The sequence below is a fragment of the Helicobacter sp. 23-1048 genome, from assembly GCF_053654545.1.
Map to the genome: position 1 here is coordinate 76,879 of NZ_JBSIUT010000001.1, position 25,801 is coordinate 102,679.

The 25,801-nt window shown below is 41.0% G+C and carries 19 protein-coding genes; 12 read left to right on the forward strand and 7 right to left on the reverse strand.

Going from position 1 to position 25,801, the window contains the following annotated elements; genetic code table 11:
* Positions 1–165: 165 nt before the first annotated feature.
* On the forward strand, positions 166–3,693 hold the full coding sequence (carB, locus tag ACWIWK_RS00410) for a carbamoyl-phosphate synthase large subunit (protein ID WP_454149820.1): 3,528 nt from the start codon (positions 166–168) through the stop codon (positions 3,691–3,693).
* 4 nt (positions 3,694–3,697) lie between these two features.
* Here carB and ACWIWK_RS00415 read toward each other — a convergent pair whose 3' ends face one another.
* From ACWIWK_RS00415 to tkt, 3 genes are all read right to left on the reverse strand, one after another.
* Positions 3,698–5,017 carry an outer membrane family protein gene (locus ACWIWK_RS00415; RefSeq protein WP_454149822.1) on the reverse strand — a complete coding sequence of 440 codons (1,320 nt, stop codon included), beginning with the start codon at positions 5,015–5,017 and terminating at the stop codon, positions 3,698–3,700.
* Positions 5,018–5,130: 113 nt separating this feature from the next.
* Positions 5,131–5,799 (reverse strand): hypothetical protein, encoded by a 669-nt coding sequence (locus ACWIWK_RS00420; protein WP_454149824.1) that lies wholly within the window; start codon positions 5,797–5,799, stop codon positions 5,131–5,133.
* A 105-nt stretch (positions 5,800–5,904) separates the two neighbouring features.
* Entirely contained in the window at positions 5,905–7,833 is a 1,929-nt protein-coding gene (tkt, locus tag ACWIWK_RS00425) for a transketolase (RefSeq protein WP_454151990.1), read from the reverse strand.
* A 107-nt stretch (positions 7,834–7,940) separates the two neighbouring features.
* Here tkt and ACWIWK_RS00430 point away from each other — a divergent pair, with 107 nt between their 5' ends.
* The 10 genes from ACWIWK_RS00430 (at position 7,941) to ACWIWK_RS00475 (ending at position 20,834) form a co-directional block, all read left to right on the forward strand.
* On the forward strand, positions 7,941–9,071 hold the full coding sequence (locus ACWIWK_RS00430) for a glycosyltransferase family 9 protein (RefSeq protein ID WP_454149826.1): 1,131 nt from the start codon (positions 7,941–7,943) through the stop codon (positions 9,069–9,071).
* Between the two features lie 9 nt (positions 9,072–9,080).
* Positions 9,081–11,501, forward strand: a complete 2,421-nt coding sequence (locus tag ACWIWK_RS00435) for a PD-(D/E)XK nuclease family protein (protein ID WP_454149828.1) — start codon at positions 9,081–9,083, stop codon at positions 11,499–11,501.
* A gap of 108 nt (positions 11,502–11,609) precedes the next feature.
* Positions 11,610–14,168 (forward strand): preprotein translocase subunit SecA, encoded by a 2,559-nt coding sequence (secA, locus tag ACWIWK_RS00440; protein WP_454149830.1) that lies wholly within the window; start codon positions 11,610–11,612, stop codon positions 14,166–14,168.
* A gap of 47 nt (positions 14,169–14,215) precedes the next feature.
* The gene (locus tag ACWIWK_RS00445; RefSeq protein WP_454149832.1) at positions 14,216–15,466 is read left to right on the forward strand and encodes an ABC transporter permease; all 1,251 of its coding nucleotides are present in this window, start codon (positions 14,216–14,218) and stop codon (positions 15,464–15,466) included.
* 166 nt (positions 15,467–15,632) lie between these two features.
* On the forward strand, positions 15,633–15,875 hold the full coding sequence (locus ACWIWK_RS00450) for an RNA recognition motif domain-containing protein (RefSeq protein ID WP_454149834.1): 243 nt from the start codon (positions 15,633–15,635) through the stop codon (positions 15,873–15,875).
* 122 nt (positions 15,876–15,997) lie between these two features.
* Positions 15,998–16,618, forward strand: coding sequence for a CvpA family protein (locus tag ACWIWK_RS00455; RefSeq protein WP_454149836.1), 621 nt, complete (start codon positions 15,998–16,000; stop codon positions 16,616–16,618).
* Positions 16,618–18,144 carry a lysine--tRNA ligase gene (gene lysS, locus ACWIWK_RS00460; RefSeq protein ID WP_454149838.1) on the forward strand — a complete coding sequence of 509 codons (1,527 nt, stop codon included), beginning with the start codon at positions 16,618–16,620 and terminating at the stop codon, positions 18,142–18,144. The genes ACWIWK_RS00455 and lysS overlap by 1 nt, the downstream gene beginning before the upstream one ends.
* Before the next feature lie 20 nt (positions 18,145–18,164).
* On the forward strand, positions 18,165–19,412 hold the full coding sequence (locus tag ACWIWK_RS00465; protein WP_454149840.1) for a serine hydroxymethyltransferase: 1,248 nt from the start codon (positions 18,165–18,167) through the stop codon (positions 19,410–19,412).
* A 42-nt stretch (positions 19,413–19,454) separates the two neighbouring features.
* Positions 19,455–19,997, forward strand: coding sequence for a DUF1882 domain-containing protein (locus ACWIWK_RS00470; RefSeq protein WP_454149842.1), 543 nt, complete (start codon positions 19,455–19,457; stop codon positions 19,995–19,997).
* A 21-nt stretch (positions 19,998–20,018) separates the two neighbouring features.
* Positions 20,019–20,834 carry an SPOR domain-containing protein gene (locus ACWIWK_RS00475; protein WP_454149844.1) on the forward strand — a complete coding sequence of 272 codons (816 nt, stop codon included), beginning with the start codon at positions 20,019–20,021 and terminating at the stop codon, positions 20,832–20,834.
* 35 nt (positions 20,835–20,869) lie between these two features.
* Here the strand turns inward: ACWIWK_RS00475 and ACWIWK_RS00480 are convergent, their stop codons facing one another.
* The 3 genes from ACWIWK_RS00480 to ACWIWK_RS00490 form a co-directional block, all read right to left on the reverse strand.
* On the reverse strand, positions 20,870–22,219 hold the full coding sequence (locus ACWIWK_RS00480) for a ComEC/Rec2 family competence protein (RefSeq protein WP_454149846.1): 1,350 nt from the start codon (positions 22,217–22,219) through the stop codon (positions 20,870–20,872).
* Between the two features lie 101 nt (positions 22,220–22,320).
* A complete protein-coding gene (locus ACWIWK_RS00485; RefSeq protein ID WP_454149848.1) occupies positions 22,321–23,202 on the reverse strand; it encodes a hypothetical protein in 882 nt (293 codons plus the stop codon).
* 11 nt (positions 23,203–23,213) lie between these two features.
* Positions 23,214–24,134, reverse strand: a complete 921-nt coding sequence (locus ACWIWK_RS00490; protein ID WP_454149850.1) for a hypothetical protein — start codon at positions 24,132–24,134, stop codon at positions 23,214–23,216.
* Between the two features lie 227 nt (positions 24,135–24,361).
* Between ACWIWK_RS00490 and ACWIWK_RS00495 the strand changes: the two genes are divergently transcribed.
* A complete protein-coding gene (locus ACWIWK_RS00495) occupies positions 24,362–24,937 on the forward strand; it encodes a hypothetical protein (protein WP_454149852.1) in 576 nt (191 codons plus the stop codon).
* A 6-nt stretch (positions 24,938–24,943) separates the two neighbouring features.
* Here the strand turns inward: ACWIWK_RS00495 and ACWIWK_RS00500 are convergent, their stop codons facing one another.
* Complete coding sequence (locus ACWIWK_RS00500; RefSeq protein WP_454149854.1) at positions 24,944–25,573, reverse strand: class II aldolase/adducin family protein; 630 nt, start codon at positions 25,571–25,573, stop codon at positions 24,944–24,946.
* Positions 25,574–25,801: the final 228 nt, after the last annotated feature.

Here is a 25,801-nt window from a genome sequence, read left to right on the forward strand (position 1 = left end):
TTTGCGTGAAATGTTAGGGAATCTAAAGGCTTTTTAAGCACATTTTGTATAAAATGCTGAAATTTTGCTTAAAAATTGAATCAAGCAATAAAGCAAACGCACAAGCGTTAAAAGCAAGCAATGCAAGCATAAATGCCATATTGCAAGCACATTAAAAGGACTCAAATGCCACAACGCACCGACATTAAAACTATCTTACTCATCGGCTCTGGACCCATTGTCATCGGGCAGGCGTGCGAGTTTGACTACTCTGGCACACAAGCAGCAAAGACGCTTAAAAACTTAGGCTACCGCGTAGTGCTGATAAACTCAAACCCCGCTACGATTATGACAGACCCTGACTTTGCCCACCGCACTTATATCGAGCCTATCACGCAAGAAGTCATCGCAAATATCATAAAAGCCGAAAACATAGACGCGATACTGCCTACTATGGGCGGACAAACCGCGCTCAATGTCGCAATGGAAATGTATGAAAGCGGAGCGTTGGAGGGCGTGAAGTTTCTCGGTGCAAACCCGAGCGCAATCAAAAAAGGCGAGGATAGACAGGCGTTTAAAGAAGCTATGCTAAAAATCGGTATGGATTTGCCAAAGAGCCATTATGCCTACACGATTGATGAAGCACAGCAAGCCGCACAAAGCATTGGATTCCCGCTTATTATCCGTGCGAGCTACACGCTAGCAGGTGGTGGCAGTGGCGTGGCGTATAATATCGAGGAGTTTAAGGCATTGGCAAAAGCGGGGCTAGAAGCAAGCCCGATAAATGAAATCTTAATCGAAGAAAGTCTTTTGGGGTGGAAAGAATACGAAATGGAGGTAATCCGCGATAAAAATGACAACTGCATCATCGTGTGTAGCATCGAGAATCTCGACCCTATGGGCGTGCATACGGGGGATTCTATCACTATCGCCCCTGCGCTCACGCTCACTGACAAAGAATATCAGCGAATGCGCGATGCGTCTTTTAAGATTTTGCGTGAAATCGGCGTGGATACGGGCGGGAGCAATGTGCAATTTGCCATAAATCCGCAAAATGGGCGAATGACGGTGATTGAAATGAATCCGCGTGTCTCGCGTAGTTCGGCACTTGCGAGCAAGGCGACAGGCTACCCCATAGCCAAAGTGGCTACAATGCTAGCCGTTGGATTTAGCCTAGATGAGATTACAAACGACATCACAGGCACGCCTGCGAGCTTTGAGCCTAGCATTGATTATATCGTTACCAAAATCCCGCGCTTTACTTTTGAGAAATTCCCGCTCGCAGATTCTACGCTGACTACTTCGATGAAGTCTATCGGCGAGGTGATGGCGATTGGCGGGAGTTTCAAAGAGAGTTTGCAAAAGGCGTTGTGTAGCTTGGAGAATGGATTTTGCGGACTTGATAGTATGACAAGCGATATTGAAGTGGCGCGGAAAGAGACACGCAGGGCAAATGCAAATCGAATCCTGTATGTGGCAGATTGCTTTCGTTTGGGGCTTAGTGTCGATGAAGTCGCGGAGCTTAGCAAAATCGATAAGTGGTTTTTGCACCAAATCTATGAGCTAGTGGAGGCTGAAAGGAGCGTGAGTAGCGAGATTTTGCGTGATGAGGGGGCTATGCGCACTCTCAAATCACAGGGCTTTAGCGATAAGGCTTTGGCTAGGCGTTTAGCACAAAATGAGGGCGTGGAGATAAGTGAGGGCGAAATCTACACGGCTAGAGTGGCGATGGGCGTGGTAGCGAGATATGAGGAGGTGGATACTTGTGCGGCGGAGTTTGAGGCTTTGACGCCTTACCTTTACTCGACAATCCCGCTTAATCCTTTGTCGTGCAATTTGTCTTTGGATTTGGGCAATTCGCTCCGTGGTAATCATTCCGTTGTAGGTTCTGCGAATGCAGAATCTAGCTCTACAAACGATAGCGTGGAATTTCAGGATTCTGAATCTAATGCGCCACTAAAAATTAGAGCAACAAATGGGCGCGGTATTTTGGAGGAAAAATCGGGGCTGTGCGAGGCGAGCAACGAAGATAGGACAAGTAGTCCATCGAGGAAGCGAGCCGAAGCACTCCACGATTTTTACCCAAAAGACAAGCCCAACGCGCAAAAAGTGCTAATCATCGGTGGTGGTCCAAATCGCATCGGACAGGGCATCGAATTTGACTACTGTTGCGTGCATTCTAGCTTCGCGCTCAAAGATTTAGGTGTGCAAAGCATAATGTATAACTGCAATCCTGAGACTGTAAGCACGGATTATGATACAAGCGACACGCTTTACTTTGAGCCTATCGACTTTGAGCGCGTGAGAGCAGTGATAGAGAGGGAAAATCCAAATGGCATAATCGTGCATTTCGGGGGGCAAACGCCACTAAAACTCGCTAAAAATCTCACTACAATTGGTGCGAATATCATCGGCACAAAGGCTTCTGTCATCGACACCGCAGAGGATAGAGAGAAGTTTGCCGCCTTTGCCAAAAAACTTAAACTTAACCAACCCCAAAATGGTATCGCGTATAAAAAAGAGGAGGCGTATGAAATCGCGCGAAATATCGGCTATCCCGTGCTTGTGCGCCCTAGCTATGTGCTAGGCGGACGCGCTATGCGTATCGTGCAAAGCGATGATGAGCTAAAAACCTATATGGACGAGGCGGTGAGAGTGAGTGAATCTAGCCCCGTGCTTGTGGATAAATTTTTAGACCACGCCACCGAGCTTGATGTCGATGCGATTTGCGATGGGGAGGAAGTCTATATCGGGGGGATTATGCAGCATATCGAGGAAGCAGGCGTGCATAGCGGGGATAGTGCTAGTTGCTTGCCACCTTTTGGGTTAGATTCCCACACGATTAAAGAAGTGGAGAATCTCAGCGCATCAATCGCCATAGAACTCGGTGTCATAGGATTGCTTAATATCCAATTTGCGATTTTTCAAAACACAATTTATATCATTGAGGTAAATCCCCGCGCTTCTCGCACCGTGCCTTTTGTGAGTAAAGCCACAGGGATTCCACTTGCCAAAGTCGCTACCCGCGTAATGTGGAATCACGCGCAAAATCCCACGAATAAAGGTATTTTACGAGAATCTTTGGCATTTTATGACTCGTATAAAAAAATATCTTTTGGCGAGAAGATTCACAAACCAAAACCCCTCAAATCAACCGCATTTAAAGAATCTGTGTTCCCATTTGCTAAACTTGGCGCAGATGTATCTTTAGGACCAGAAATGAAAAGCACGGGCGAAGTAATGGGAATCTCTAATAGCGTGGGCGTGAGCTTCGCAAAATCCCAACTCGCCTCCCATAATCCTATCACGCCAAAAGGACAAATATTCCTCTCACTAAGCGATGTAGATAAAGCACAAGGGTGCAAACTCGCAGAAAAATTTGTCAATCTTGGGTTTAGTATTTGCGCCACAGGGGGCACACATAGAGCACTACAACAAAAAAATATCCCCTCTATAAGCGTGCAAAAAATCTCTGAAGGGCGTCCAAATATTTGTGATTTAATGATGAATGGCGAAGTGGCGATGGCGATTAACACGAGTGATGATAATTCTAATAAAAATGACACCACACAAATTCGCGCACAGATTCTCAAAAGTAAGATTCCCTACTTCACCACGCTAAGCGCGGCAAGTATGGTAATAGAAGCGATAAAGGCGATGAAACAAAGCGATATAAATATCCCAAACGCCTTGCAGGATTGCCTCAAAAGTTAAAAACTTAGAATCCAACACTCAAACGAGTAGTAATGTAACTCCTATCAAGGCGCAAAGAATCTCCACTAGCAAATGTGAAATTTGGCGGGGCAATGCCTATAAAACCGCTATCTTTCATCGTGTGGATATAATAACCTGCCACTACGCTAAAAATCGTAGCCTTGCGCAAATGCAAATCAATATGCAATAAAGCAGAATATTCTAATGCGCTTGGTGCGGAAGTGTAGCGCAAATTAAGCCCGAAGTTGATTGCCTCTGTGTATGCGGTGGGGGTTGAGAGTTTTATATCGCTAAAAAATAATCCGCTCATTGAATCTGGTGCGGTAAGTGCATTAAGGGCTGGACCTGTGGTATAAACGCTATTATCAAGGAAGTTTATCCCCGATGGATTCCCAGCTTGCCCCACACGCGAGTTCGCTGCGCCGAAGTTTTTATACACCGCAAATGCGATATTATATGCCTTATCAAACTCAAAGTCTTGACGCACTAGCACACTCGCATTCCAACCACTTATGTCTTTTAGTGTGCCGTTATTTGCGCCAATTTGAGCAAAATAATGCTTCCCAATGCCCATAATGCTGGTGTAATGATAGGGGAAAATCGCTGTGATTTTTGTATGTGAAGCGACACTAGAATCTGCCCCAAAGTTTAATTCGACATTAAAGCCCGGCGCGATATATTCTCTATCGGCGTAATACACATATATATCAGCCTTTGTATTTGTGCCCTCATAGCCACTTGTGAGACTTAAGATACCTTGTTGAGCAAAAAGGCGATTATAATCCATTAGCCAGCCATTGCCCACAAGCGCAACTCCACTCGTGCCAAAGGCTTTAAAGTAAAAACTACCTACATTCACGCGTGCATTGAGCCCCTCTACATACGCATCAACCCAATCATCATTTTCTTGCTTAAAGCGTCCAGCACTAAGCGTGATATTCTCTCCCTCATACTTTATAAAAGCATTATGCACGAAAATATAATGCGCGTTATTTGGCGTAGCCTCGCCTCCTCTTGAGTTGTAATAGCCCGGATAAAAGCCAATGTGATTAAATGAGGAGCCCTTTGTAGAATCGTTGATAAGCCCAGCTCCTACACCACCTATCATAACTTGAAAATTGCCAGATTTATACCCGACATTTACTTCGCCCAAAGTATAGCCATAAGTGTTGTTTGGCAAACTCTGCGAGGCAGGATTGAGTGCGAGCTTGTGCCACATTTCTAATCCAGCATTTGCAAAAATACCCTGCGCTTCATCACCTGATTCTTGTGCGTTTATCACGCTCAACGCACTAAAAGCCATTAGCCATAGTAATTTTTTCATACATTGTCTCCTAAAATATTTTTCAAGCGCAAGTATAGTAATATTTATGAGATTTTACAATGAGAGAAGCGAGATTTAGGCAAGATTCTATGATTTCATAGAATCTTGTGGCATTAAAACATATACATATAGCGCAAAGCAAACGCGCTAAAACCAGAATCTAAAGCAAGCTCAAAGCGGTGTTTCCTATCTATCATAGCAAATCCGCCACCATTCCAGCCCCAACCAATAGCAGAAGCCCCTGTATACCACCAATCATTTGAGGAAATATAATAATATCCAAGCGATAATCCCGTGTATAAGCCCCAAATGGTTTTTTGGGTTGGAGTAAATTCGATAAAATAATCCGCCCCAGCTTGCACATACACGCCATTATATGAGTATTTTCCACCCCAATAACTATATGAGTAATTGTAGTAGTTTGCCGAGCCAATGCCACGAATCCCGTGTCTAAACTTCTCTAACTGCATATCTTTGCCAAAGTAGTGCATATATCCGCCAATGATTCCCGCATTTATCGTGCCAAGCCCGCCAAAGCCAATTTGTGGTCCTAAAAAGGCTCTATCATTGCTTTTTGAAGTATGAGAATTGTTGGAAGATTTTTTGGTGTCTTTGTTTTGAGATTTTGTATTTTTACTCTCCTCGTTGAGTGCGAGATAGAGGGGTTGTGCATTCGCACTTAAAATATCAATAGGGGGGGGGGTAGATATGTGTTGTTCTGCACTAAGTGCGCCTGCCAACAACAACGGCAACAATGAAACAAAAACTTTATTTGTGCTCATTTTTTCTCCTTTTAAGTATGATGTGTTTGGAATCTAGATTCCAAAAGGCGCAATTATGCAATATAAAACCTTAATTTAAACTTAAATTAGCGCAAAAATAAAAATCTATGATATTAGATTTTTTGCAATACTACAAATATTATGCGGAGTAAAACCAAATCGCTCAAAAAGCGCATCACCCTTACCACTTGCACCAAAACTCTGCATTCCAAACACGGTATGCGCGAACGCATACCACTCTAACGCTCTTGCTGCCTCAATAGCGAGAATCTTAGAATCTCCAAACAGCGAATCTCTATACGCGCTATCTTGAGCGAGCAAAAGCTCAAAACAAGGCGCACTTACGACATTTGTGGCAATCCCCTCACTCTCAAGCAATTTTTGCGCTTTGAGCGCGAGACTTACCTCGCTCCCACTTGCAAGCAATGTAATTTTAGCATTGCGCTCTATTGTGCTTGTGGCTAAGAGATACGCACCTCTTTGCACTTGCTCTTTGGTGGCGTTGCTTAGAACTTCAAGATTCTGTCGGCTTAGCACAAAGGCACTTGGAGATTGTGATTCTAATGCAACCTGCCAACACGCGACATTTTCATTGCCATCGCAGGGGCGAAAAGTAAGTAAATTCGGCATAGCACGCAAATGCGAAAGCTGCTCGATTGGCTGATGTGTCGCACCATCTTCGCCCACACCAATGCTATCGTGGGTGAAAACATAAAATACCTTTGCTTTCATAAGGCTCGCCACGCGAATGCTAGGCGAGAGATAATCACTAAAAACAAAAAAAGTTGCACAAAATGGCAAAAAAAGTCCATAGTTTGCTAGTCCATTGCAGATTGCGCCCATTGCGCCTTCACGGATTCCAAAATGCAAATTACGCCCTGTGGGGAAATCACCAAGACCCTTTAGCTCAGTGTTATTGCTCGGGGCTAAATCCGCGCTCCCGCCGATAAATCCACTCACGCCCTTAGCGATAGCATTGAGAATCTCTCCATTACTCACACGCGTAGCCAAAGACTTACCCAGCTCATAATGCGGAAAGGCTATGTCGCCCACATCTTTCATCGCAAAGATTCTCTTACGCACCTCATCGCTTAATGCTCTCTCCCACTCTAACTCCTCTAATTCGCCTCTTTCTTTGACATTAGCAAATCGCAACGCCACAGAAGCTGGAATCTCAAAAGTTTTCGTGTTATCAAAGCCGAGTTTTTGCTTTGCTTGTTTGACAATCTCCTCTCCTAAAGGTGCGCCGTGCGCCTTATGGCTGCCTTCAAGCTCTAAAGCACCCTTAGCTATAGTGGTTTTGGCAATGATTAGGCTTGGTTTTGTAGCGTTTATGGCATTAAGCAATGTTGTGTTAATCTCCACAAAATTATGTCCATCGCATTCAAAAACTTCCCACCCTTGCGCTATAAACCGCTGTTTGATATTTTCATTAAACGCGATACTCACATCTCCCTCAATGCTAATGTTATTGCTATCATAAATAAGCACAAGACTATCGAGTTTATGTAAGCCCGCCAAAGAGCAAGCCTCATAGCTTATCCCCTCTTGCAAATCTCCATCGCCACACAAACAAAAAATATTGTGATTAAATACTTCCTTACCAAAGGTATTTTGAGCGTATTTCTCCCCAAAAGCCATACCAACGGCATTGGCAATACCTTGTCCAAGCGGTCCTGTGGTGATTTCTACACCTTGAGTGTGCTTGTATTCTGGATGTCCGGGAGTTTTAGAATCAAGTGTGCGAAATTGTTTCAAATCTTCCAAACTTACATCAAAGCCCCATAAATGCAACAAACTATACACTAACGCGCTAGCGTGCCCGCCACTAAAAATAATCCTATCGCGGTTAAGCCAATGTGGATTGGCTGGATTAAGCGTAATATACAAACTAAGCACACTCACTATATCTGCCAATCCCATAGGTGCACCGGGGTGTCCAGAGTTTGCCTTTTGCACCATATCCGCGCTTAAAAAGCGCACCGTGTTTGCCATTAGGCTAAGTTGGGCTATATCATTCTCTTGCAAACAAATCTCTTTCATAGAAATCCTTAATTTTGTAATTTTTACTTTGAATTCTAACAAAAGTGAGATGTTAGAAACCTTAAGTTATAATCACAAAAGCAAAATTAGGAGAGAAAATGTCAAAAACTATTTTGTTGCGTTTGCCAAATTGGCTTGGAGATTGCGTAATGTGCGCAAGTGCGTTTGAAAAATTAAAAGACGCGTATAAAGATGCAAAATTTATCCTTGTAGGAAGCCAAGTTATTGAGGTTTTTGCCACCGATGAAAGAGTAGAGCGTATCATCATCGATACAAGCAAAAAAGCAAAATGTCGAATCTACGCCACCTATCAACTAGCCAAGCTCGCTGGAAGTGCGGATATAAGTTTTTGCTTTACCAATGGCTTTTTTGGTGCGCTTTTTTTGTTCTTTACCCGCTCTAAAGTGCGCGTGGGCTTCGCTACGAATATGCGCTCATTTTTGCTTACCAATGCTATAAAAATGCCTACAATAAAGCCTCTGCACCAAGTGCAAAAATATGAATATTTACTCAAAGGTTTTGTAAGTGATGAAGTTTTTAGCTCCTTTGCTCCGCTACGACTTCCATTGCACAATACGAGCAAAATTGTTGTAGATTCTAAAAAAGCCATTGGCATAAATCCCGGAGCAGCGTATGGAAGTGCGAAATGCTGGGAGAAGGAGTATTTTTTAGAAATTATAAAGGCGTTTTTAGAGCAAGGATATGTCGTCTATCTTTTTGGCTCTGGGGCAGGATTACAAAGAGATTCCAAAGACGCACAACAAACGCAAAAATACGCCTTTTTGCAATCAAAAAACTTCATTGATGTAACCAACAAAACCACTTTAAATGAGCTTGTTGAAGCGATTAACAAACTCGCACTTTTTATCACTAATGATAGTGGTCCTATGCACATAGCCGCTGCACTTGGTGTAAAAACACTGAGTATATTTGGCTCTACGGATACCGCTGATACTTGCCCGTGGAATCAAACAATCGCGCAAGAGTTTTTTTACTCAAATAAAGAAATTTTGGCGCAAACTTCCGCCCAAGATTCCAAACCTCACTCTCTGCCAAAAGATATTACAAGCCTTAATCTCGTGCAAGCGGATAATTTACATATCATTAGCAAGCATATTGAATGTGCCCCGTGCAAAAAGAGAATCTGCCCTCTTTCCCATCATCTTTGTATGAAAAGCATTACGCCTAGCGAAGTTTTAACTTTAGCAAACCACATACTTCAACACTAAAGGACAACAATGAGCTTAGAAAACCTCAACTCAAAAGAACTTTTTATCTATTCTACCAATCGCTCTATAAAGAGCAAATATGAGCAAGATAGCATTTGTAAGCCAAGTATGTTGCGCAAGGAGTTTTTTAGCAAAGCGATATATTATCCTCACAAAACACTGCTTCCCAAAAATGTATGCAAACTCCTTTTGGGTAGCATTTTAGAGCAATATGACAAAGAAACAAGCAATCTCTCAACCTCCCGCCTAGTTTTTGAAAAAAATTTTTTGGCATATCTGCAAAGTAGTGCATTTTTTTTGCAATTTTATGATGAACTCTTTATCCACAATATTGACATTGCAGACATTCCTTTGCAAGATACTTATGGGGATTATGAAGAGCATTTGCATATTTTACAAGAGGTTTTTGCTCGCTATAATGCGTTTTTAGATTCTAAGCATTTGGTGTATAAAAGTAGAAAATATGAAATCTTAAAGTCGTGGCTGGGGAATTTTTCACGCATTGTCCTACACTTAGATAGCGTGCTTAATCCTTATGAAAAAGAAATTTTACAAAAAGTGGCAAACTTTTGTGAGGTTGTCATTTGCTTTCAAACCCAAGATAAAATTCCTCATAGTGTTTTGCGCGAAGATTCTAGTGATACACAGCTTGATAATATCCACACGCATTTTTTGCAAATCTTTGATAAACCTCTTGCTTTAGAGCCTTTTACGCGCTATGAAGTGCGCTACCCGCAAGGCACAATCATCGACCAAAAGCCCTGCCCCACCATAAACCACCACATTAGTGCCAAAAGTTTCTTTGGGCGCATTGAGCAAGTGGGTGGCATTAGAGAGTGTATTAAAAATTGGCTTGATAGCGGAATTTTGCCACAAGACATTACCATAGTGCTTCCAGATTCTCACTTTGTGTCCTATCTCAACGCCCTTGATAAAGAGCATAACTTTAATTACGCAATGGGAAAGAAATTTGATAAAAGCGCGCTTTTTGAAGCAATTCAAAAAAGCATCATAAAATCTCCCCCCCATAATGTCCAAGAACTACACAACATTGTTTCAAAGGAACTTCAAACAAACAACCCTAAATACACGCAAATAAATGAAAAAATTATGAGCATTATGTATGATTACGCAAGCGCACAAGAGTTGTTTCCTATACAAAATGTGGGTGAGAGCTTCTTGCAAGATATAAGCAACCTTAGCCTTGATGATAATCGCGGTGGCAAGATTTCGGTTATCGAAGTGCTTGAAAGTAGAGGGATTGAGCTCAAATATGTCATTATACCTGATTGCAATGAAGATAAGATTCCCTCGCTTAGCACAAGTGATATGTTTTTAACCACCGTCATAAGAGAGCGATTAGGCATACCAACTCTTTATGATAAAAGAGCCCTGCAAATATGGCATTACAAAAATCTTTTATTCAACGCAAAAGAGGCTTGTATGCTATTGGTAGAATCTGAAGAATACGCACCTTGTATGTTATTAAACGAGCTTGATATTACACCAACGCCAAGCAATGTAAGTATTTTTAAACACGCTCTTTTACCCACATTGTATAAGCAAGAATCCTACTTTGCTAAGCTTGGATTGTATTTTTCTCCATCAAGTTTTAACACCCTACTTAAATGCCCGTTGCAATATTACTTTAAATACATTGCAAATTTCTGCGCCCCAGATGAAGATTCTAAGGACAACACCACTTATGGAAACATTATCCACGAAGTTTTATACAAAGCATACAAACCCTATCAAGGCGAGGTTATTGACTTGCAAAAAATGAAGAAAATTGAAGAATCTTGCCTTACAATGCTCTCACAAAAAAACTTTGATAAAGGCGACACGCTTAGTGCGCTCCAAGAAATCCAAATACAAAAAATGCTCCTTGAAATGGAAACATTTTTCACCAAAGAGTGCGAATACATAACACAAAACGGCGCATTCACGCTCATAGGATTAGAAATAAAGTTTGAAAACTTCACACTTCATAATTATGTTTTTGCTGGCAGGATTGATAGAATCCAGCAAAACCAAGATGGAAGCATTCTTGTTATTGATTATAAATACAAAAAATTTGAGAAAAATTTTGAGGATTTAGCCCTTGAGATTTATCGACAATATATTTTACAACAATATCCAAACAAGCAAATCCAAACAAGTTTTTATTTCCTTAAACACTCACGCAAACAAGATGAGACATATACAATACAGCAAAACACACAAGAGAAATTGTTTGAGAAATTCGCAGAGATTGATACAAAGTTTTGCCACACAAAAGAGTATATACTTGCGCACAATAAGGAACATTGCGTGATTGAAGATTTGCAAGCATATAGCGCATTGGAATCTCGTTATGGAGAGTTTGAGCCACTAGGCAAGGAAAATAAGACTTGTCGATATTGTGATTACCGCACCCTTTGTGGAATCTAAATGCCACATTCCACAAACACCGCACTCACTCAAAGTAAGGATTTGCGCTTAGTATTTGTAAAAATATGCTAAAATCCACAACTCTTAAACTCATAAAAGGCACAATCAATGATACAAGCGATAATACACAAAATTTTAGGCTCGAGCAATACCAAAATGCTAAAAGCCTACACAAAGCGCGTCCAAGAAATTAACGCCCTTGAAGAACACTATACCAAACTCAGTGATGACGAGTTAAAAGGTGCGTTTGAAGCACTAAAAAAAGCACACCAAGAAGACGGCGCGAGCTTAGATTCTTTGTTACACCAAAGTTTTGCAATCACGAGAGAAGCGGCAAAGCGCACGCTAGGAATGCGCCATTTTGATGTGCAACTCATCGGCGGTATGGCACTGCACGATGGACGCATAGCAGAAATGAAAACAGGCGAGGGAAAAACCCTTGTCGCCACACTTCCCGTATGCCTCAACGCACTTAGCGGGAAAAGTGTGCACGTCATCACCGTCAATGACTACTTGGCAAACCGCGATGGAAGCGAATTAGAACCACTCTATAACTTTCTTGGCTTAAGTGTTGGCATTATCACTGCGGACTTGCGTGATGATGACAAAAAGCTCGAGGCGTATAGCGCAAATGTCGTATATGGAACAAACAACGAATTTGGGTTTGATTATTTGCGTGATAATATGAAATATGACTTAACGCACAAAGTGCAAAAGCACCACTTTTTTGCCATTGTCGATGAAGTAGATTCTATTTTGATTGATGAGGCACGCACACCCTTAATCATTTCCGCACCTGCTAATCGCACAATGGAAAATTATCATCTCGCCAACTCTGCGGCACAGAATCTAAAAGCCCCGCAAGACTTTAGCATTGATGAAAAAAACCGCGTGATTTTACTCACCGAAGATGGCATCAAAAATGCCGAGCAACTTTTCAAAGTCGATAATCTCTATAGCATTGAAAATGCCGCGCTCTCCCACCACCTAGACCAAGCCTTAAAGGCAAATTATCTCTTTGCCAAAGATAAAGATTATGTCGTGCGTGATGGAGAGGTGATTATTGTTGATGAATTTACGGGACGATTAAGCGAGGGAAGACGCTTTAGCGAGGGCTTGCACCAAGCCATTGAAGCAAAAGAAAAAGTCGATATTAAAGAAGAATCTCAAACCCTCGCAGACATTACTTTCCAAAACTACTTTCGCCTGTATGACAAGCTCGCGGGAATGACGGGCACAGCACAAACTGAAGCAAGTGAATTTTTGCAAATTTATAAACTTGATGTGGTCTCAATCCCCACAAATGTGCCTGTGCAACGCAAGGATTTAAATGATTTGATTTACAAAAGTGAAATGGAGAAATTTAAAGCCGTCATTGCCAAAATCACGGAACTTTACAAAAAAGGACAGCCCGTGCTTGTAGGCACAGCGAGCATTGAGCGAAGTGAAGTGCTCCACGAACTTCTCAAAAAAGCTAGAATCCCACACACCGTGCTTAATGCCAAACAACACACCAAAGAAGCTGAAATCATTAAAGATGCGGGGCTTAAAGGTGCTGTAACCATCGCCACAAATATGGCTGGACGCGGGGTTGATATAAAAATAAGTGATGAAGTGCGCGAACTTGGAGGATTGTATATCATCGGCACGGAACGACACGAGAGCAGGCGCATTGACAACCAACTTCGCGGACGCTCAGGCAGGCAAGGCGACCCCGGGGTGAGTCAATTTTATCTAAGCCTTGAAGATTCCTTGTTGCGCATATTTGGAAGCGATAAACTTAAGGGCATTATGGAGCGATTAGGGCTTAAAGATGGCGAACACATAGAATCTGGGCTCGTTACACGCTCTGTGGAAAATGCGCAAAAAAAGGTGGAGAGTTTGCATTTTGAATCACGAAAACATTTGCTTGAATACGATGATGTGGCAAATGAGCAACGAAAGGCGATATATCGTTTGCGTGATGATTTGCTTAATAAAGAATACGAAATGCGTGAAAAAATAGAGCAAAATAGGCAAAGTGCGGTGGCATTTATGCTAGAGAGAGCAGGGATTTATCAGCACGAAGAAAGTGAGAACTTTGATATTGCTAACCTAAAAGCCATTGTGTTGGAGTATTTTGGACTTGAGTTGGGTAATGTAGAGAATCTTGATTATGACGCACTTTATACGCATATCTTGGAAGCGGCAAAAACCGATTATGAAAACAAAATGGGCGTGCTCGATTCCACTCAACGCAATGAAATTGAACGCATTATCTATCTCCAAGTGCTAGACAATGCGTGGAGAGAGCACCTCTATACAATGGATAACCTAAAAACAGGTATCGGGCTACGCGGATACAACCAAAAAGACCCATTGGTAGAATACAAAAAAGAAAGTTATGGATTGTTTTTAGAATTTGTAGAGAATCTTAAAATCGACACGGCTAAAACACTCCAAATCGTGCGCTTAAAACCACAAGAACAAGCAAGCGAAATAAAAGAAAAAATCATTGAAAACCTTGAAGAAGGGAGCGAGGAGCTAAGTTTCAACAAAGATACAATGCAAAACCAACCACAAAAACGGCAAAAAATCTCGCGCAACGACCCCTGCCCGTGTGGAAGTGGGAAAAAATATAAACTCTGCCACGGCAAAAGCGGACCAAAAAAAGGGTTGCTCGCATAAGATTATGAAAAGACCATTACACACAAAATACAATCACTAGGAATAGAATGTCTAAACTTACTACTTATTTGCTCCCCAAATATTTGCGCTTTGATAGAGCGCAACCCTTTATTAGCGTTACGGCGATTTTGGCTATTCTTGGTGTTGGTATTGGTGTTATGGTGCTATGCGTGGCGATGGCGATTATGAATGGTATGACAAAGGAATTTGAACGCAAGCTCTTTATTATGAATTACCCAATTAGCGTATTTTCTAAAACTTATCAGGGCGTAGATTCTACAATTTTTACAGCCCTAAGGGAGAAATTTCCGCATTTACTTTTTAGTCCCTATTTGCGTTATAACGCCCTAAGTCGTGCTGGTGGAGATATGAATGCAGCGGTTGTCATTGGTGTGGATATAGATTTAGAAATCAAGCTCAATGAAGTCGTGCGCGGAGTATTTAGTGTGGCAGATTCTCAAATACTTGATAGCGCAAAGATTGAAAAATTCAAATCCCAAAACTTCCCCGCTATTATCGGTAAGGAATTACAGCTTAGGCATTTTTTAGAGGTTGATGACAAACTTACCTTATACTTTAGTCAAGTAGAGCCAAACGCACTCTCCCTCTCGCCACTAAGCAAACGATTTGATATTGTAGAAATCTTTGATTCTGGATTAAAGGCATATAACGAGGCGTATATTTATACGAATTTACAATCATTGCAAAAAATTCGCAGACTTCCTAGCGACCTTTATGATGGCATTCATATTTATAGCACCGAACCATTTAAAGATATAGCCCCTATTAAGGAATTTTTAGAAAGTGCATTCCCAAATCGTGTCGGCGTAGAAGGCTGGTGGGAGCAAAATGGTAACTTTTTCTCTGCTATGGAGCTAGAAAAACGCGCATTATTTGTCGTGCTTATGCTTATTATCCTTATGGCAAGCCTTAATATCATTAGCTCGCTTTTAATGGTGGTGATGACAAGGCGCAGGGAAATTGCTCTAATGCTCTCTCTTGGAATGAGCGAAAAAGAGATTAAACAAACTTTCTTTTCACTTGGCACATTTATTGGCGGATGTGGGATAGTGCTAGGGGTGGTGCTCAATTTTGTCGCGCTTTTTGTGCTTGATACTTTTCCTATTATTTCATTGCCTCAAGATGTCTATGGCACGAGCAAATTGCCTTTGGATTTATCTATTATTGATTTTGTTGCTACCATTTTTGGGGCGAGTGTGATTGTGTGTTTGGCTTCCTATTATCCTGCAAAAAAAGCCTCAAAAATTGATGTTTTAAGTGTTTTACGCAACGAATAAGAATCTAGATTCTTAAAAAATGCTTTATTTAAGCAAGATTTAAGTTTAATGGCGTTAGAATCTCGCCGACCTAGATTCTACTTTTATGCGATGTGATTTTTTGTGTAAAGTAGCTAGGATTTTTTGCAATAGCTTAAAAAGTGTATAGGGGGGGGGGGGCAGATATATGACAATTTATGTCGGAAATTTGGTGTATTCGGCAAGTTCAAGTGATGTGGAAAATTTATTTTCTCAATTTGGCGAGGTTATCTCCGTAAAACTCATCAACGATAGAGAAAGTGGCAGACCAAAGGGCTTTGGCTTTGTGGAAATGCCAGATGAAGCAGCAAACAAAGCAATCCAAGCTTTAAATGACAAAGACTTTCAAGGAAGAAACCTACGCGTAAATGAAGCAAAGCCTAGAAATTAGCCTGCTTCATTACCACTTTTCGTGTAAAAATTGTATAATACTTGTCTTTTGAATTTTGGTGATTGCCTTAATGAAAAAGTGGAATATTATGCAATATTTAAGAGATTCTTAGGATTTTTTGAATGGAAAATATACATTATATTGATGTGTGCTTTGTGGTGCTGTTGCTACTTTTGAGCGTCAAGGGATTTCATCGTGGGTTTATTCGTAGCTGTGGCTCGCTGATTGGAATCATCGTTGGCATATCTTTGGCGACTAAACTCTACATTAACGCAGGGCTGGTATTTGGACACTATGTCTATCATTTTGATGACCAAATAGATTCCATCATTGGATTTGTGTTGGTGCTTTGCATTTCGTGGGTTATCATCATTTTCATTAGCGAATTTTTGGCTCAAAGACTTGAAAACAGCATTGCGGGGCGTATAGATAATGTGCTTGGCTTCTCGCTTGGTGTGGTGAAATCCTTTGCTCTATTGGCTTTGTTGGTATTTTTTCTCGCACAGATTCCATTTTTACAAAACTTCACAAAACAACTCAAAACACAAACCCACAGCTATAAATTTATAGAATCTTTTAGCAAGGCGTTGCATTTAGATTCTGTGATTTTTGGGGCGGTGCAAAAAGCAAAAAAAGAGGTAAAAAAGGGAGCGCAATCTCTACAAAAAGACGCCCAAAACAAATCCAAAAAACCAGCCAACCAACCTAACCAAAAAAATGCAAAAAGTGAAGCAAAGAAGTAATGTTTTCAAATTTTTATATCCAGCAACGCATTAAAAAAGCCTCTTCTTTGCGAGAAATTGGCAAAAATCCATACAGCACAAATGCCAAACGCACGCTTAGCAACGCAGAATTTTTGCAAAAATATGCCTTTTTAAAAGCACAACAAGACGCTAATGATACAAGCACTCCAAACGATTCAAAGCCTTGTGAATGCGTGGTTGGACGCGTGCGATTTATCCGCCTTATGGGAAAGGCGTGCTTTATCAAAATACAAGACCAAAGCGGCATTTTGCAAGCATATATAAGCACAAATGAGTTGGGCGAGCAATTTGACGAAGTCAAAAAAATCCTTGAAGTTGGCGACTTTGTGAATGTTTGTGGTTTTGGCTTTGTAACCAAAATGGGCGAGCTTAGCATTCACGCCCTAGAATTTAGCATTTTAAGCAAGGCTATCGTGCCACTCCCTGAGAAATTTCACGGGCTTAGCGATATAGAGCTACGATACCGCCAGCGATATGTGGATTTAATCGTAAATGATGATGTAAAGCAAACTTTTGTGCTACGAAGCAAAATTATCGCGTGCGTGCGGGACTTCTTTGATAAAAAGGGGTTTTTAGAAGTCGAAACGCCGATGCTCCACCCAATACCCGGTGGCGCGAATGCCAAGCCATTTATCACCCATCACAATGCACTTGATGCGGATAGATATTTGAGAATCGCGCCAGAACTTTATCTCAAACGACTTATAGTAGGTGGGTTTGAAGCGGTGTATGAAATCAACCGCAATTTTAGAAATGAAGGTGTAGATTCTACACATAATCCAGAATTTAGTAGCATAGAATTTTATTGGGCTTACCACACTTACACGGATTTAATGAATCTTACAAAGGAACTTTTTGCCTTTTTGTTGCGCACTTTAGAGTTGCCAAATGTTATTCCCTTTGATGAGCAAAGCATTGATTTAACGAAGTGGAGAGAAATATCATTTATGGATTCCCTCACCGAAATTGGAGGGCTTGATAGGAGGATTATAGAATCTAAAGAGAAGTTAGCGGAGTTTTTACGCCAAAAAGGCATTAAACTCCTGCCTAATAGCACTTATGGCAAACTTTTAGATGAGGCGTTTAGCGAATTTGTAGAATCTCAACTCATTAACCCCACTTTTATCACGCACTACCCCATTGAGCTTAGCCCGCTAGCGCGTAGAAGCGATGAGGATAGCGAGATTGCAGAGCGATTTGAGCTCTTTATCGCTGGACGCGAGATTGCCAATGGGTTTAATGAATTAAACGACCCGCTAGACCAAAAAGCGCGATTTGAAGAGCAGGTGCGTCAAAAAGATGCAGGCGATGAGGAAGCGCAGTATATGGACGAAGACTTCGTATGGGCGTTGGGATATGGTATGCCACCCACTGCGGGAGAGGGCATTGGTATTGATAGACTTATAATGCTCCTTACCAACCAAAAAAGTATAAAAGATGTGATTTTATTCCCCGCACTTAAAATCCATAAGGGAAATTATGATATACTAGAGGATAAAAATTAAAGGACAAGGATTACAAAATAATGGGATATTTAGAGCAAAGCGATAGTGAAATTTTCAACCTCATAAACAAAGAATTAGCACGCCAAAATACACATTTAGAGATGATTGCGAGTGAAAACTTTACTTTCCCAAGTGTGATGGAAGCAATGGGTAGTATCCTCACAAACAAATACGCTGAGGGCTATCCGGGTAAGCGATATTACGGCGGTTGTGAATTTGTCGATGAAATTGAAAATATTGCGATTGAGCGGGCAAAAAAGCTCTTTGGCTGTGAATTTGCCAATGTCCAACCACACTCTGGCTCTCAAGCAAATGGCGCGGTGTATGCGGCATTGCTTAAACCTTATGACAAAATCTTAGGAATGGATTTAAGCCACGGCGGGCATTTGACACACGGCGCAAAGGTAAGCGTAAGCGGACAACTCTATCAAAGCTTTTTTTATGGTGTGGAGCTTAATGGCTATATTGATTATGACAAAGTCGCACAATACGCACAAGTAGTTAAACCAAATATCATTGTATGTGGCTTTTCAGCTTATACAAGGGAACTTGACTTTAAGAGATTCCGTGAGATTGCAGATTCTGTGGGTGCGCTTTTAATGGGCGATATTGCACACATTGCTGGACTTGTAGTTGCAGGCGAATATCCTAATCCATTCCCGCATTGCCATATCGTTACCACCACGACACACAAGACTTTACGAGGACCACGCGGGGGAATCATAATGACAAATGACGAAGAGCTTGCCAAAAAAATCAACAAGGCTGTATTCCCCGCATTACAAGGTGGACCGCTAATGCACATCATCGCTGGCAAGGCGACAGGTTTTTTAGAGAATCTAAAGCCAGAATGGAAAACTTACGCCAAACAAGTAAAACTCAACATTAAAGAACTTGCCAAAGTGCTTACAAATCGAGGATATAAACTTGTAAGTGGTGGCACGGATAACCACCTTGTGCTAATGAGCTTTTTAGATAAAGATTTTAGTGGCAAAGATGCGGATTTAGCACTTGGGAACGCCAATATAACGGTCAATAAAAACACCGTGCCCGGAGAGATTCGCTCGCCATTTATCACGAGTGGGATTCGCATTGGCTCACCAGCCCTTACTGCACGCGGTATGAAAGAGAGTGAATTCTCATTTATCGGCACAAAAATTGCTGACATTTTAGATGATATTACAAATACTGCACTACAAGAAAAAATCGCTAAGGAAATTGCTGAATTCTCCAAAGATTTTATCATTTATGATAAGGCAATTTACTAAAATGGCGATTTGGTATTTAGACAGGATAAGGGGGTGTAGAATATGACAGAAATGGATTTAAAACTTATCAAATTAGACACTTCTCACTACCACCAAAAAAAAGATGGCATTGGCGAAAAAATCGTATATAACGGGAGAATCTTATATGACAAATTTAGCGAGGTAAATTCTCCCCTTAGTTTGGGTATTATCCAGCGACATTGGCGCAAGGAAATCACCGTAGCCCATTCACTTGTTCTCAAAGATTCTAAAGTAGAAAATATTGTTTTTGATTATAATGGACGCAATACCGATAGATTCTATCACCGTGCGCAACTTTTGTTGCGCGATGAGGGATTTATCAACTTCACTGCCTATACCACAAAGACACCAGGACATCTGCATTTATACATACATAAAGGACACACGGATTTAAATGAGGGCAAAAGGTTGGCAAAAATGCTTTCATTTAAACTCGCTCAAAATTGCCCGCTAGAATGGCGTGTTTTCCCCAATAATGAACTTCCGCAAAATTTTAATATCTTAGCCATACCTTATGAAGTCTTTGCTAAGGAGCGCGGAGCATCGTGGGCGAAGCATATGTAACCTTATTAAAGGAGAACTACAATGGAAGATAGATTTAGTGATATTTTGATTGACAATGCACCAGAGAATAACCGCAATAAAAAAGTTATTTTGCTTGTTATTGCTGCAGTCGTGCTGGCAGGCATTTTGGCTGTATTTGTATTAACAAGCACTCCAAATGAACAAAAAGAACAAACTAGCGAGCAGCAACTCGCCCAAGATTCTAATTTGCAAGAACAACAAGAGGAGCAATCGCCCTTTACACCTGTGGATACACAAGCTAGCAATGAAGATAGGTTTAATGACATTGTGCGACAAATCCAAGAACGACAAGAGGCACAAGCGCAAGGCACTACTCCTGCGCCACAGGAGCAAACACAACCTTTACTAGAGCAAACACAAAATGTTGATATGCAGGCAAAAGAACCCACACCAGAGCAAATCACACCGCCCACACAAGCACAACCAACGCCACCTCAAGTAGCTCAAGCGCAACCACCAAAGAGCGCGCAACCAGCGCAAACCCCAAAGCCAGCGCAAGCTACACCAAAACCCGCTCAACCTCAAGCGCAACCACCAAAGAGCCAAAATACTCAAGCTCCAAAAAACACGACAGATAAGTCAAAAAATGGGCAAGTCGCGCAAAGAGGGCATTATATCCAAGTGGGGAGCTTTGAAAATACGCCAAACAAAGAGTTTTTGGGTAAAATTGGAAGTTATAGCTATCGTGTGAAACCAGAAAATGGTGGCACAAAATATTTGATTGGTCCTTTTACTTCTCGCACCGATGCGAATAGAGAGCTATTAAAGATTAAAACTGATATAGGTGGCGAGGCGTTTTACTACGAAGTAAAATAATCCCATTGCTTTAGCGCAAAATGAGAATCCCTCCGCTAACCTAGTGCGTTATAATACAACCACACCAAAAATAGCACTCCAACGCCATTTAAGGCAATATAAGCAACCCTAAACCTAATAGCAAAAATGCTTAAGATTAGGTAGCCAAAAAATATCGGCGCGCTACTAAAGACCTCAACAGCTTGCAAATCCAAACTAAAAAGCCACACCAAAAAATCATCAAACACATTACCCACACTTAAGCAATGCGCGATAATGCTCGCGGGGAAAAAGAGCGTAAAGCCTATTGTTATGGGGATTGAAGCAATGGTATAAACGCTGAAATACGGGAAAAAGAAATGCACCAAAATCAGCATATTGACAAAAATCACCGCATTAAAAAACACAGGCAAAAGCACTAAAACATAAAATTTGTGCGTCCAAAAATGATGGAAAAAATACGCACAAATAAGAGAATCTTTGCTTTTAGCCACATAATCTCTACGCGCAAGATTCCCAAGCTCTTTACAATGGTGCATAAACAGATAAATATAAAACACGCCAAAAAACGAGAGAAAAAACCCCACACTAAAAAGCAAGCGCGGGAAAAACGCAATACACACAAGCCCAATAAACGCCAAAAAGCGAAATTGGAGAATCCTTGCTCCCATAAATGCAAGAAAAAATCCTATAAATGCCATTACCCACGCGCGCAAAAATGATGCACTAAAATCAAGCAAAACCAAATATCCAAACAATAGCGCAACAACTATCGCGCCAACATCATAGAATCTATTGCGATATGGGAAAAATCTATGCACCCTTTTGTATAAAAAATGGAGCAAGATTCCAAACCCAAGACTTAAAATACCCAAATGAAATCCACTAATAGCAATCACGTGGGCAATGCCTAAGGTATTTGCCACATCGCGCAATGACTTTGGGAGAAAATCGGCGATATAAAGTGTCTTATACAGCTCTCCCATTAGAGAATCTGTGTGTTGAGAGAGGATAAACTCCCGCAAAGAATCACGATAATCTTTTTTGGATTCCACACTTATGCTAAAGCTAAAAAAATAGCACGAACGCAAATACTGCCAAAACTCGCATTTCGCACTCTTCCCCCATAATCGCACAAAAGAGTGCTGTAAATCTTTAATATCCTCTTTAGAGGTGGTATAAATACTTGCCCCATCTTGCGTTTGAATCTTTAGCACCTCATAGCTCGTGCCTTTGGGTGAGTTCTTTGTATATTGAGCAATGACTCGCCCATAAATCTCTTTAGGCTCTGTGTGGCTTTCATAGTAGCGTGTATAATGGGAATATTGCAATCCCACATTGATAAAAAATATAACCAAAAGTGCACACAACGCAACTATCCATTCTTTAAGGGAATCTAAAACCATACTAACCTTTAAGTTATTTTTGGCTCATTATAACCAACTCTTGCTTGGCTTAGTGCTAAGGCTTCTTTATATTGCCCTTAAAGCTAAACTTAAGAGCTAGGTTAAAAGCTCCAAAAATATTGAAAAGTAAGAATATGTGTGCTATTTTTTGGCTCTATATAACTCACTGGGTCTACGCCACCCCACACATACATATTTGGACTGCGCTCGGAATCTCCCACCCTAAAATATTCATACATAAGCCTTATCATACTGACATTGCCTGCATTTGTCTTATAGCGCAATCCCACAGAGCCACTCGCACCAAAGAGCCCTTTTCGTTGGATTGTGTTGAGATTGGCTGTGGAGTTTTCTCGTGTGCCCCTGCTTAAATGATTACCAAAAAGCACCCAATTCACCCCACCCATAAGGTTAAGCGCGAGTGAATTGCTTAGCACAATTTCGCTCTCTAGTTGCAAAGGAATATGAAAATATCCCTGCAAACGCTCTAGCGGTGTCGAATCGTTACGACTAAAGAAATACCCTACTCCCGTTTGGAGATAGAGCGTTGTGCGCTCGCTTGCGCCGTTTAAGAAATTATATCCCACTAATCCCTGCGCTCTATAATACGAGCTAAAATCTGGTTGATTGACAAACTTCCCATCATTATTTGGGTCTCTTTCATCACGGGTGCTCCCTGTATACCAAGAAAATGGCACAGCGACATTGGCATCGATAGAGCCATCAAATTTTACTCCGTTGGCAGAGACATAGCCTATGTTACCAGCGATGTTAAACATAGGGGCTTCTATACGCATTATAAAGGCATCATTATTTCGTGAATCTACTTCGAGATAACGCCAATATGACACGCCAAATCCAATATGGCGATAGAATCCATCTCTAATCAAATCTTGCGCACCTTGTGCGATAGGAGTCAAAGAGGCACAAAGCAAAAGCGTGCTAATAAAAGTTTTTGTCAATTTTTGATTAAATAGTTTCATTTACCACCTCCTTAAAACTCAAAGCCAAAGCTAAGCCCACCAGAGAATTGATAAGCGTTAGGATAGGCGATGTTAAAGGTTTGATTTCCTACTACGCCCGTATCAAGTGGGTTGTTGTTTCCATAATTATTTGCAATGGTGGTGAGCTGGGTGGATTGCGTGGCGGGCAAATATTTGTATTTTGCATTAAGCCGTGCAAAAAAACTTGTCCTTTTCCCTATGTCGTAAGTGATTCCCACATTTGCTCGAAGTTCATAGCCAATGTCATTTGATGCTTTTAAAACGATAGCCCCTCCATTATTGCTTCCTGTGAGGTTTTTATCTTGGTCGCTAATTCCTACTTGAGCACCTGCTAATGACACTCGCCCAAGATAAGTAAGCGCAAATTTATCACCCAATCTCTTTTTACCCTCAGCTTCTATGAAGATTCCGCCGTGAACTTGGTTAAAAACAAATGGATACCCATTAGAGTGATGAACAAACATATCTAATAGCACATAGCCCAAATTGATATAAAATGGCTCTTCTATGCTATCAGCGATATTCCAGCCAGCCTTAAGCGAAACATCTAAGTATCTTCCTGTTGCCCCTTGCCAGCGGTTAAATCGCTCTTCATTTTTAATGATATTCACATCAGTGGCAAAAGTGCCATAAGTGTTATACCCTGCGTGCAAATCCATAGGCGTGCGTCCATATCTCGCATCTAGGGCGACTTTTACTTGCTTTTTGATATAAGCCGTCTCTAAAATCCAGCCCGTCCCCACGCCGTGCATCCACATACCATTCACACTGCGGTGGGTATAATCTAAATCCATACCAAGCCTCGTAAGCCACCTTGAATAGTTCTCTGTGCTAGTCGCGCTAAGAGAGTTTGCAAATAAACTTAGGACGAAACCTAAAAACATTGCTCTCAATAATGTCATTTTTGTCATTCTTACCCCTTAGGTTGAAGTTTTATGTTGTGTTAAGCAAGCAATAATGCTTCCCATTGCATTATATAACAAAAAAAAAAAAACGCATTTGCATAATCGGTAATTTTATGATAAATTTTTACACAATTAGGCAATTTTTGCAAAAATCCATTCACATTTATTTCACAAAAATGTCCTAGTATTGCAAATTTTAACCATACTTGGTTATATCACATTAAGGAGTTTAAATGAAATTTGATAAACAACTTTGGATGAAAGTCCATACTTATTTGAGTCTTTTTTTCTTAACCGCTGCGTTTATTTACGCACTTACGGGAGTGCTATACATTTTTGAAATCAGACAAAACTCTGGAGCGCAAGTGTGGAAGTATCCCATTGATTCCATACCGCCAAAGGAGCAAGCTAGCGAAATCATACTGCATACTCTCAAGCAAAATAACTTAGAGATTCCAAGTGATACGCAAATAAAAGAGTTTCGCGGGAATCTTAGCATAGGCAATATCTATTATGGCGCAATGATTCTCAAAGACAGAGACGGGCAACTCGTTATCCAAGTAACCAAGCGCAATCTCTATGGTGTGCTAATGCTTATGCACAAATCTGTGGGCACAAAATTTGAGCTAGGGGGATTTAAGTTTTCATTTTATGACTTCATCGCCATTGGGTTTGGAATCTCAATGTTTTTATTTTATTTTTCAGGGTTAGTGATGACTTCATTTTGCAAAAAACGGCGTCTTAGCTCGTTTCTTACATTTTTTGCTGGCTTTGTCATAACGGCGTTGGCGATATATTTTAGCCTTTAGCGAGAACTAAACGCCAAACCTTTTATCATCATCGACATTTAAATCAAGAGGCTGGCTTAGTGCGATAATGTGGCAACTATGCTCTATAAGGGCTATGAGCTTTGCCACATAGGTTAAATCGCGTCCAAAGGCATAGATTCCATACCCGCGAATAATGACAAATTCTTGTTGGGATTGCTTTAAGAATCTCACAATATCGACATTAGCGCGCTCCTCCCAAGTTTCATAATCCTTTGGGTCGAGGATAGGCACGCTTTGAGAAAGTCCTATAAATCCAAAGTAATCGCTCGGATTTAGTGTGGTGTTTTTTAGCGAAAAGGCTACAACTGCTGGAGGCGCGGCAAAAACGATAAACTTCGCCTCACTAAAACTCTCATAAATTTCTGCGTGGATATACGCGTCCATACTTGCGTCATTGTAGCGGTAGTCGTAGTTTATATCAAGCAACATAAGGGCACTTTCATCAACGCTATCAAGTATTGCATTGCGCCTATTTACTACGAACTTTTCTTGAGATATTCGCCCCGAAATAGAGCCGTGAAAAATCCCAAAAAGCCCCGCATTAAACATACAACGCGATACTTTGGTAATCTGGTCTCTAATCTGGGCACTGACTTCTTTTGTATGCACATTCATACACGGCATTGTAGCTAAATGTAGCACCAAATGCACGCGAAATCACAAAATCGCCACAAGATTCGATAATGTATAACCAATAGACATATATTTCCTAAAGTTTTTTACTAATAAAAGTTTATATAACTTGACTAAAGTTTTATGATTTTTAGCAATTCATTTACCAAATTGCTAAAAATTTTGTTATAATGCCTGCGTTTTTGTCAATAAGATTCTCGTAGTCTTATT

Coding starts and splice junctions, on each gene's coding strand:
- ACWIWK_RS00435 (WP_454149828.1), top strand. CDS start 9,081: ATGAGCTTAGAAAACCTCAACTCAAAAGAACTTTTTATCTATTCTACC.
- ACWIWK_RS00485 (WP_454149848.1), bottom strand. CDS start 23,202: ATGAAACTATTTAATCAAAAATTGACAAAAACTTTTATTAGCACGCTT.
- ACWIWK_RS00450 (WP_454149834.1), top strand. CDS start 15,633: ATGACAATTTATGTCGGAAATTTGGTGTATTCGGCAAGTTCAAGTGAT.
- ACWIWK_RS00500 (WP_454149854.1), bottom strand. CDS start 25,573: ATGAATGTGCATACAAAAGAAGTCAGTGCCCAGATTAGAGACCAGATT.
- ACWIWK_RS00470 (WP_454149842.1), top strand. CDS start 19,455: ATGACAGAAATGGATTTAAAACTTATCAAATTAGACACTTCTCACTAC.
- ACWIWK_RS00430 (WP_454149826.1), top strand. CDS start 7,941: ATGTCAAAAACTATTTTGTTGCGTTTGCCAAATTGGCTTGGAGATTGC.
- ACWIWK_RS00465 (WP_454149840.1), top strand. CDS start 18,165: ATGGGATATTTAGAGCAAAGCGATAGTGAAATTTTCAACCTCATAAAC.
- carB (WP_454149820.1), top strand. CDS start 166: ATGCCACAACGCACCGACATTAAAACTATCTTACTCATCGGCTCTGGA.
- ACWIWK_RS00480 (WP_454149846.1), bottom strand. CDS start 22,219: ATGGTTTTAGATTCCCTTAAAGAATGGATAGTTGCGTTGTGTGCACTT.
- ACWIWK_RS00415 (WP_454149822.1), bottom strand. CDS start 5,017: ATGAAAAAATTACTATGGCTAATGGCTTTTAGTGCGTTGAGCGTGATA.
- lysS (WP_454149838.1), top strand. CDS start 16,618: ATGTTTTCAAATTTTTATATCCAGCAACGCATTAAAAAAGCCTCTTCT.
- ACWIWK_RS00420 (WP_454149824.1), bottom strand. CDS start 5,799: ATGAGCACAAATAAAGTTTTTGTTTCATTGTTGCCGTTGTTGTTGGCA.
- ACWIWK_RS00475 (WP_454149844.1), top strand. CDS start 20,019: ATGGAAGATAGATTTAGTGATATTTTGATTGACAATGCACCAGAGAAT.
- ACWIWK_RS00495 (WP_454149852.1), top strand. CDS start 24,362: ATGAAATTTGATAAACAACTTTGGATGAAAGTCCATACTTATTTGAGT.
- secA (WP_454149830.1), top strand. CDS start 11,610: ATGATACAAGCGATAATACACAAAATTTTAGGCTCGAGCAATACCAAA.
- ACWIWK_RS00455 (WP_454149836.1), top strand. CDS start 15,998: ATGGAAAATATACATTATATTGATGTGTGCTTTGTGGTGCTGTTGCTA.
- ACWIWK_RS00445 (WP_454149832.1), top strand. CDS start 14,216: ATGTCTAAACTTACTACTTATTTGCTCCCCAAATATTTGCGCTTTGAT.
- ACWIWK_RS00490 (WP_454149850.1), bottom strand. CDS start 24,134: ATGACAAAAATGACATTATTGAGAGCAATGTTTTTAGGTTTCGTCCTA.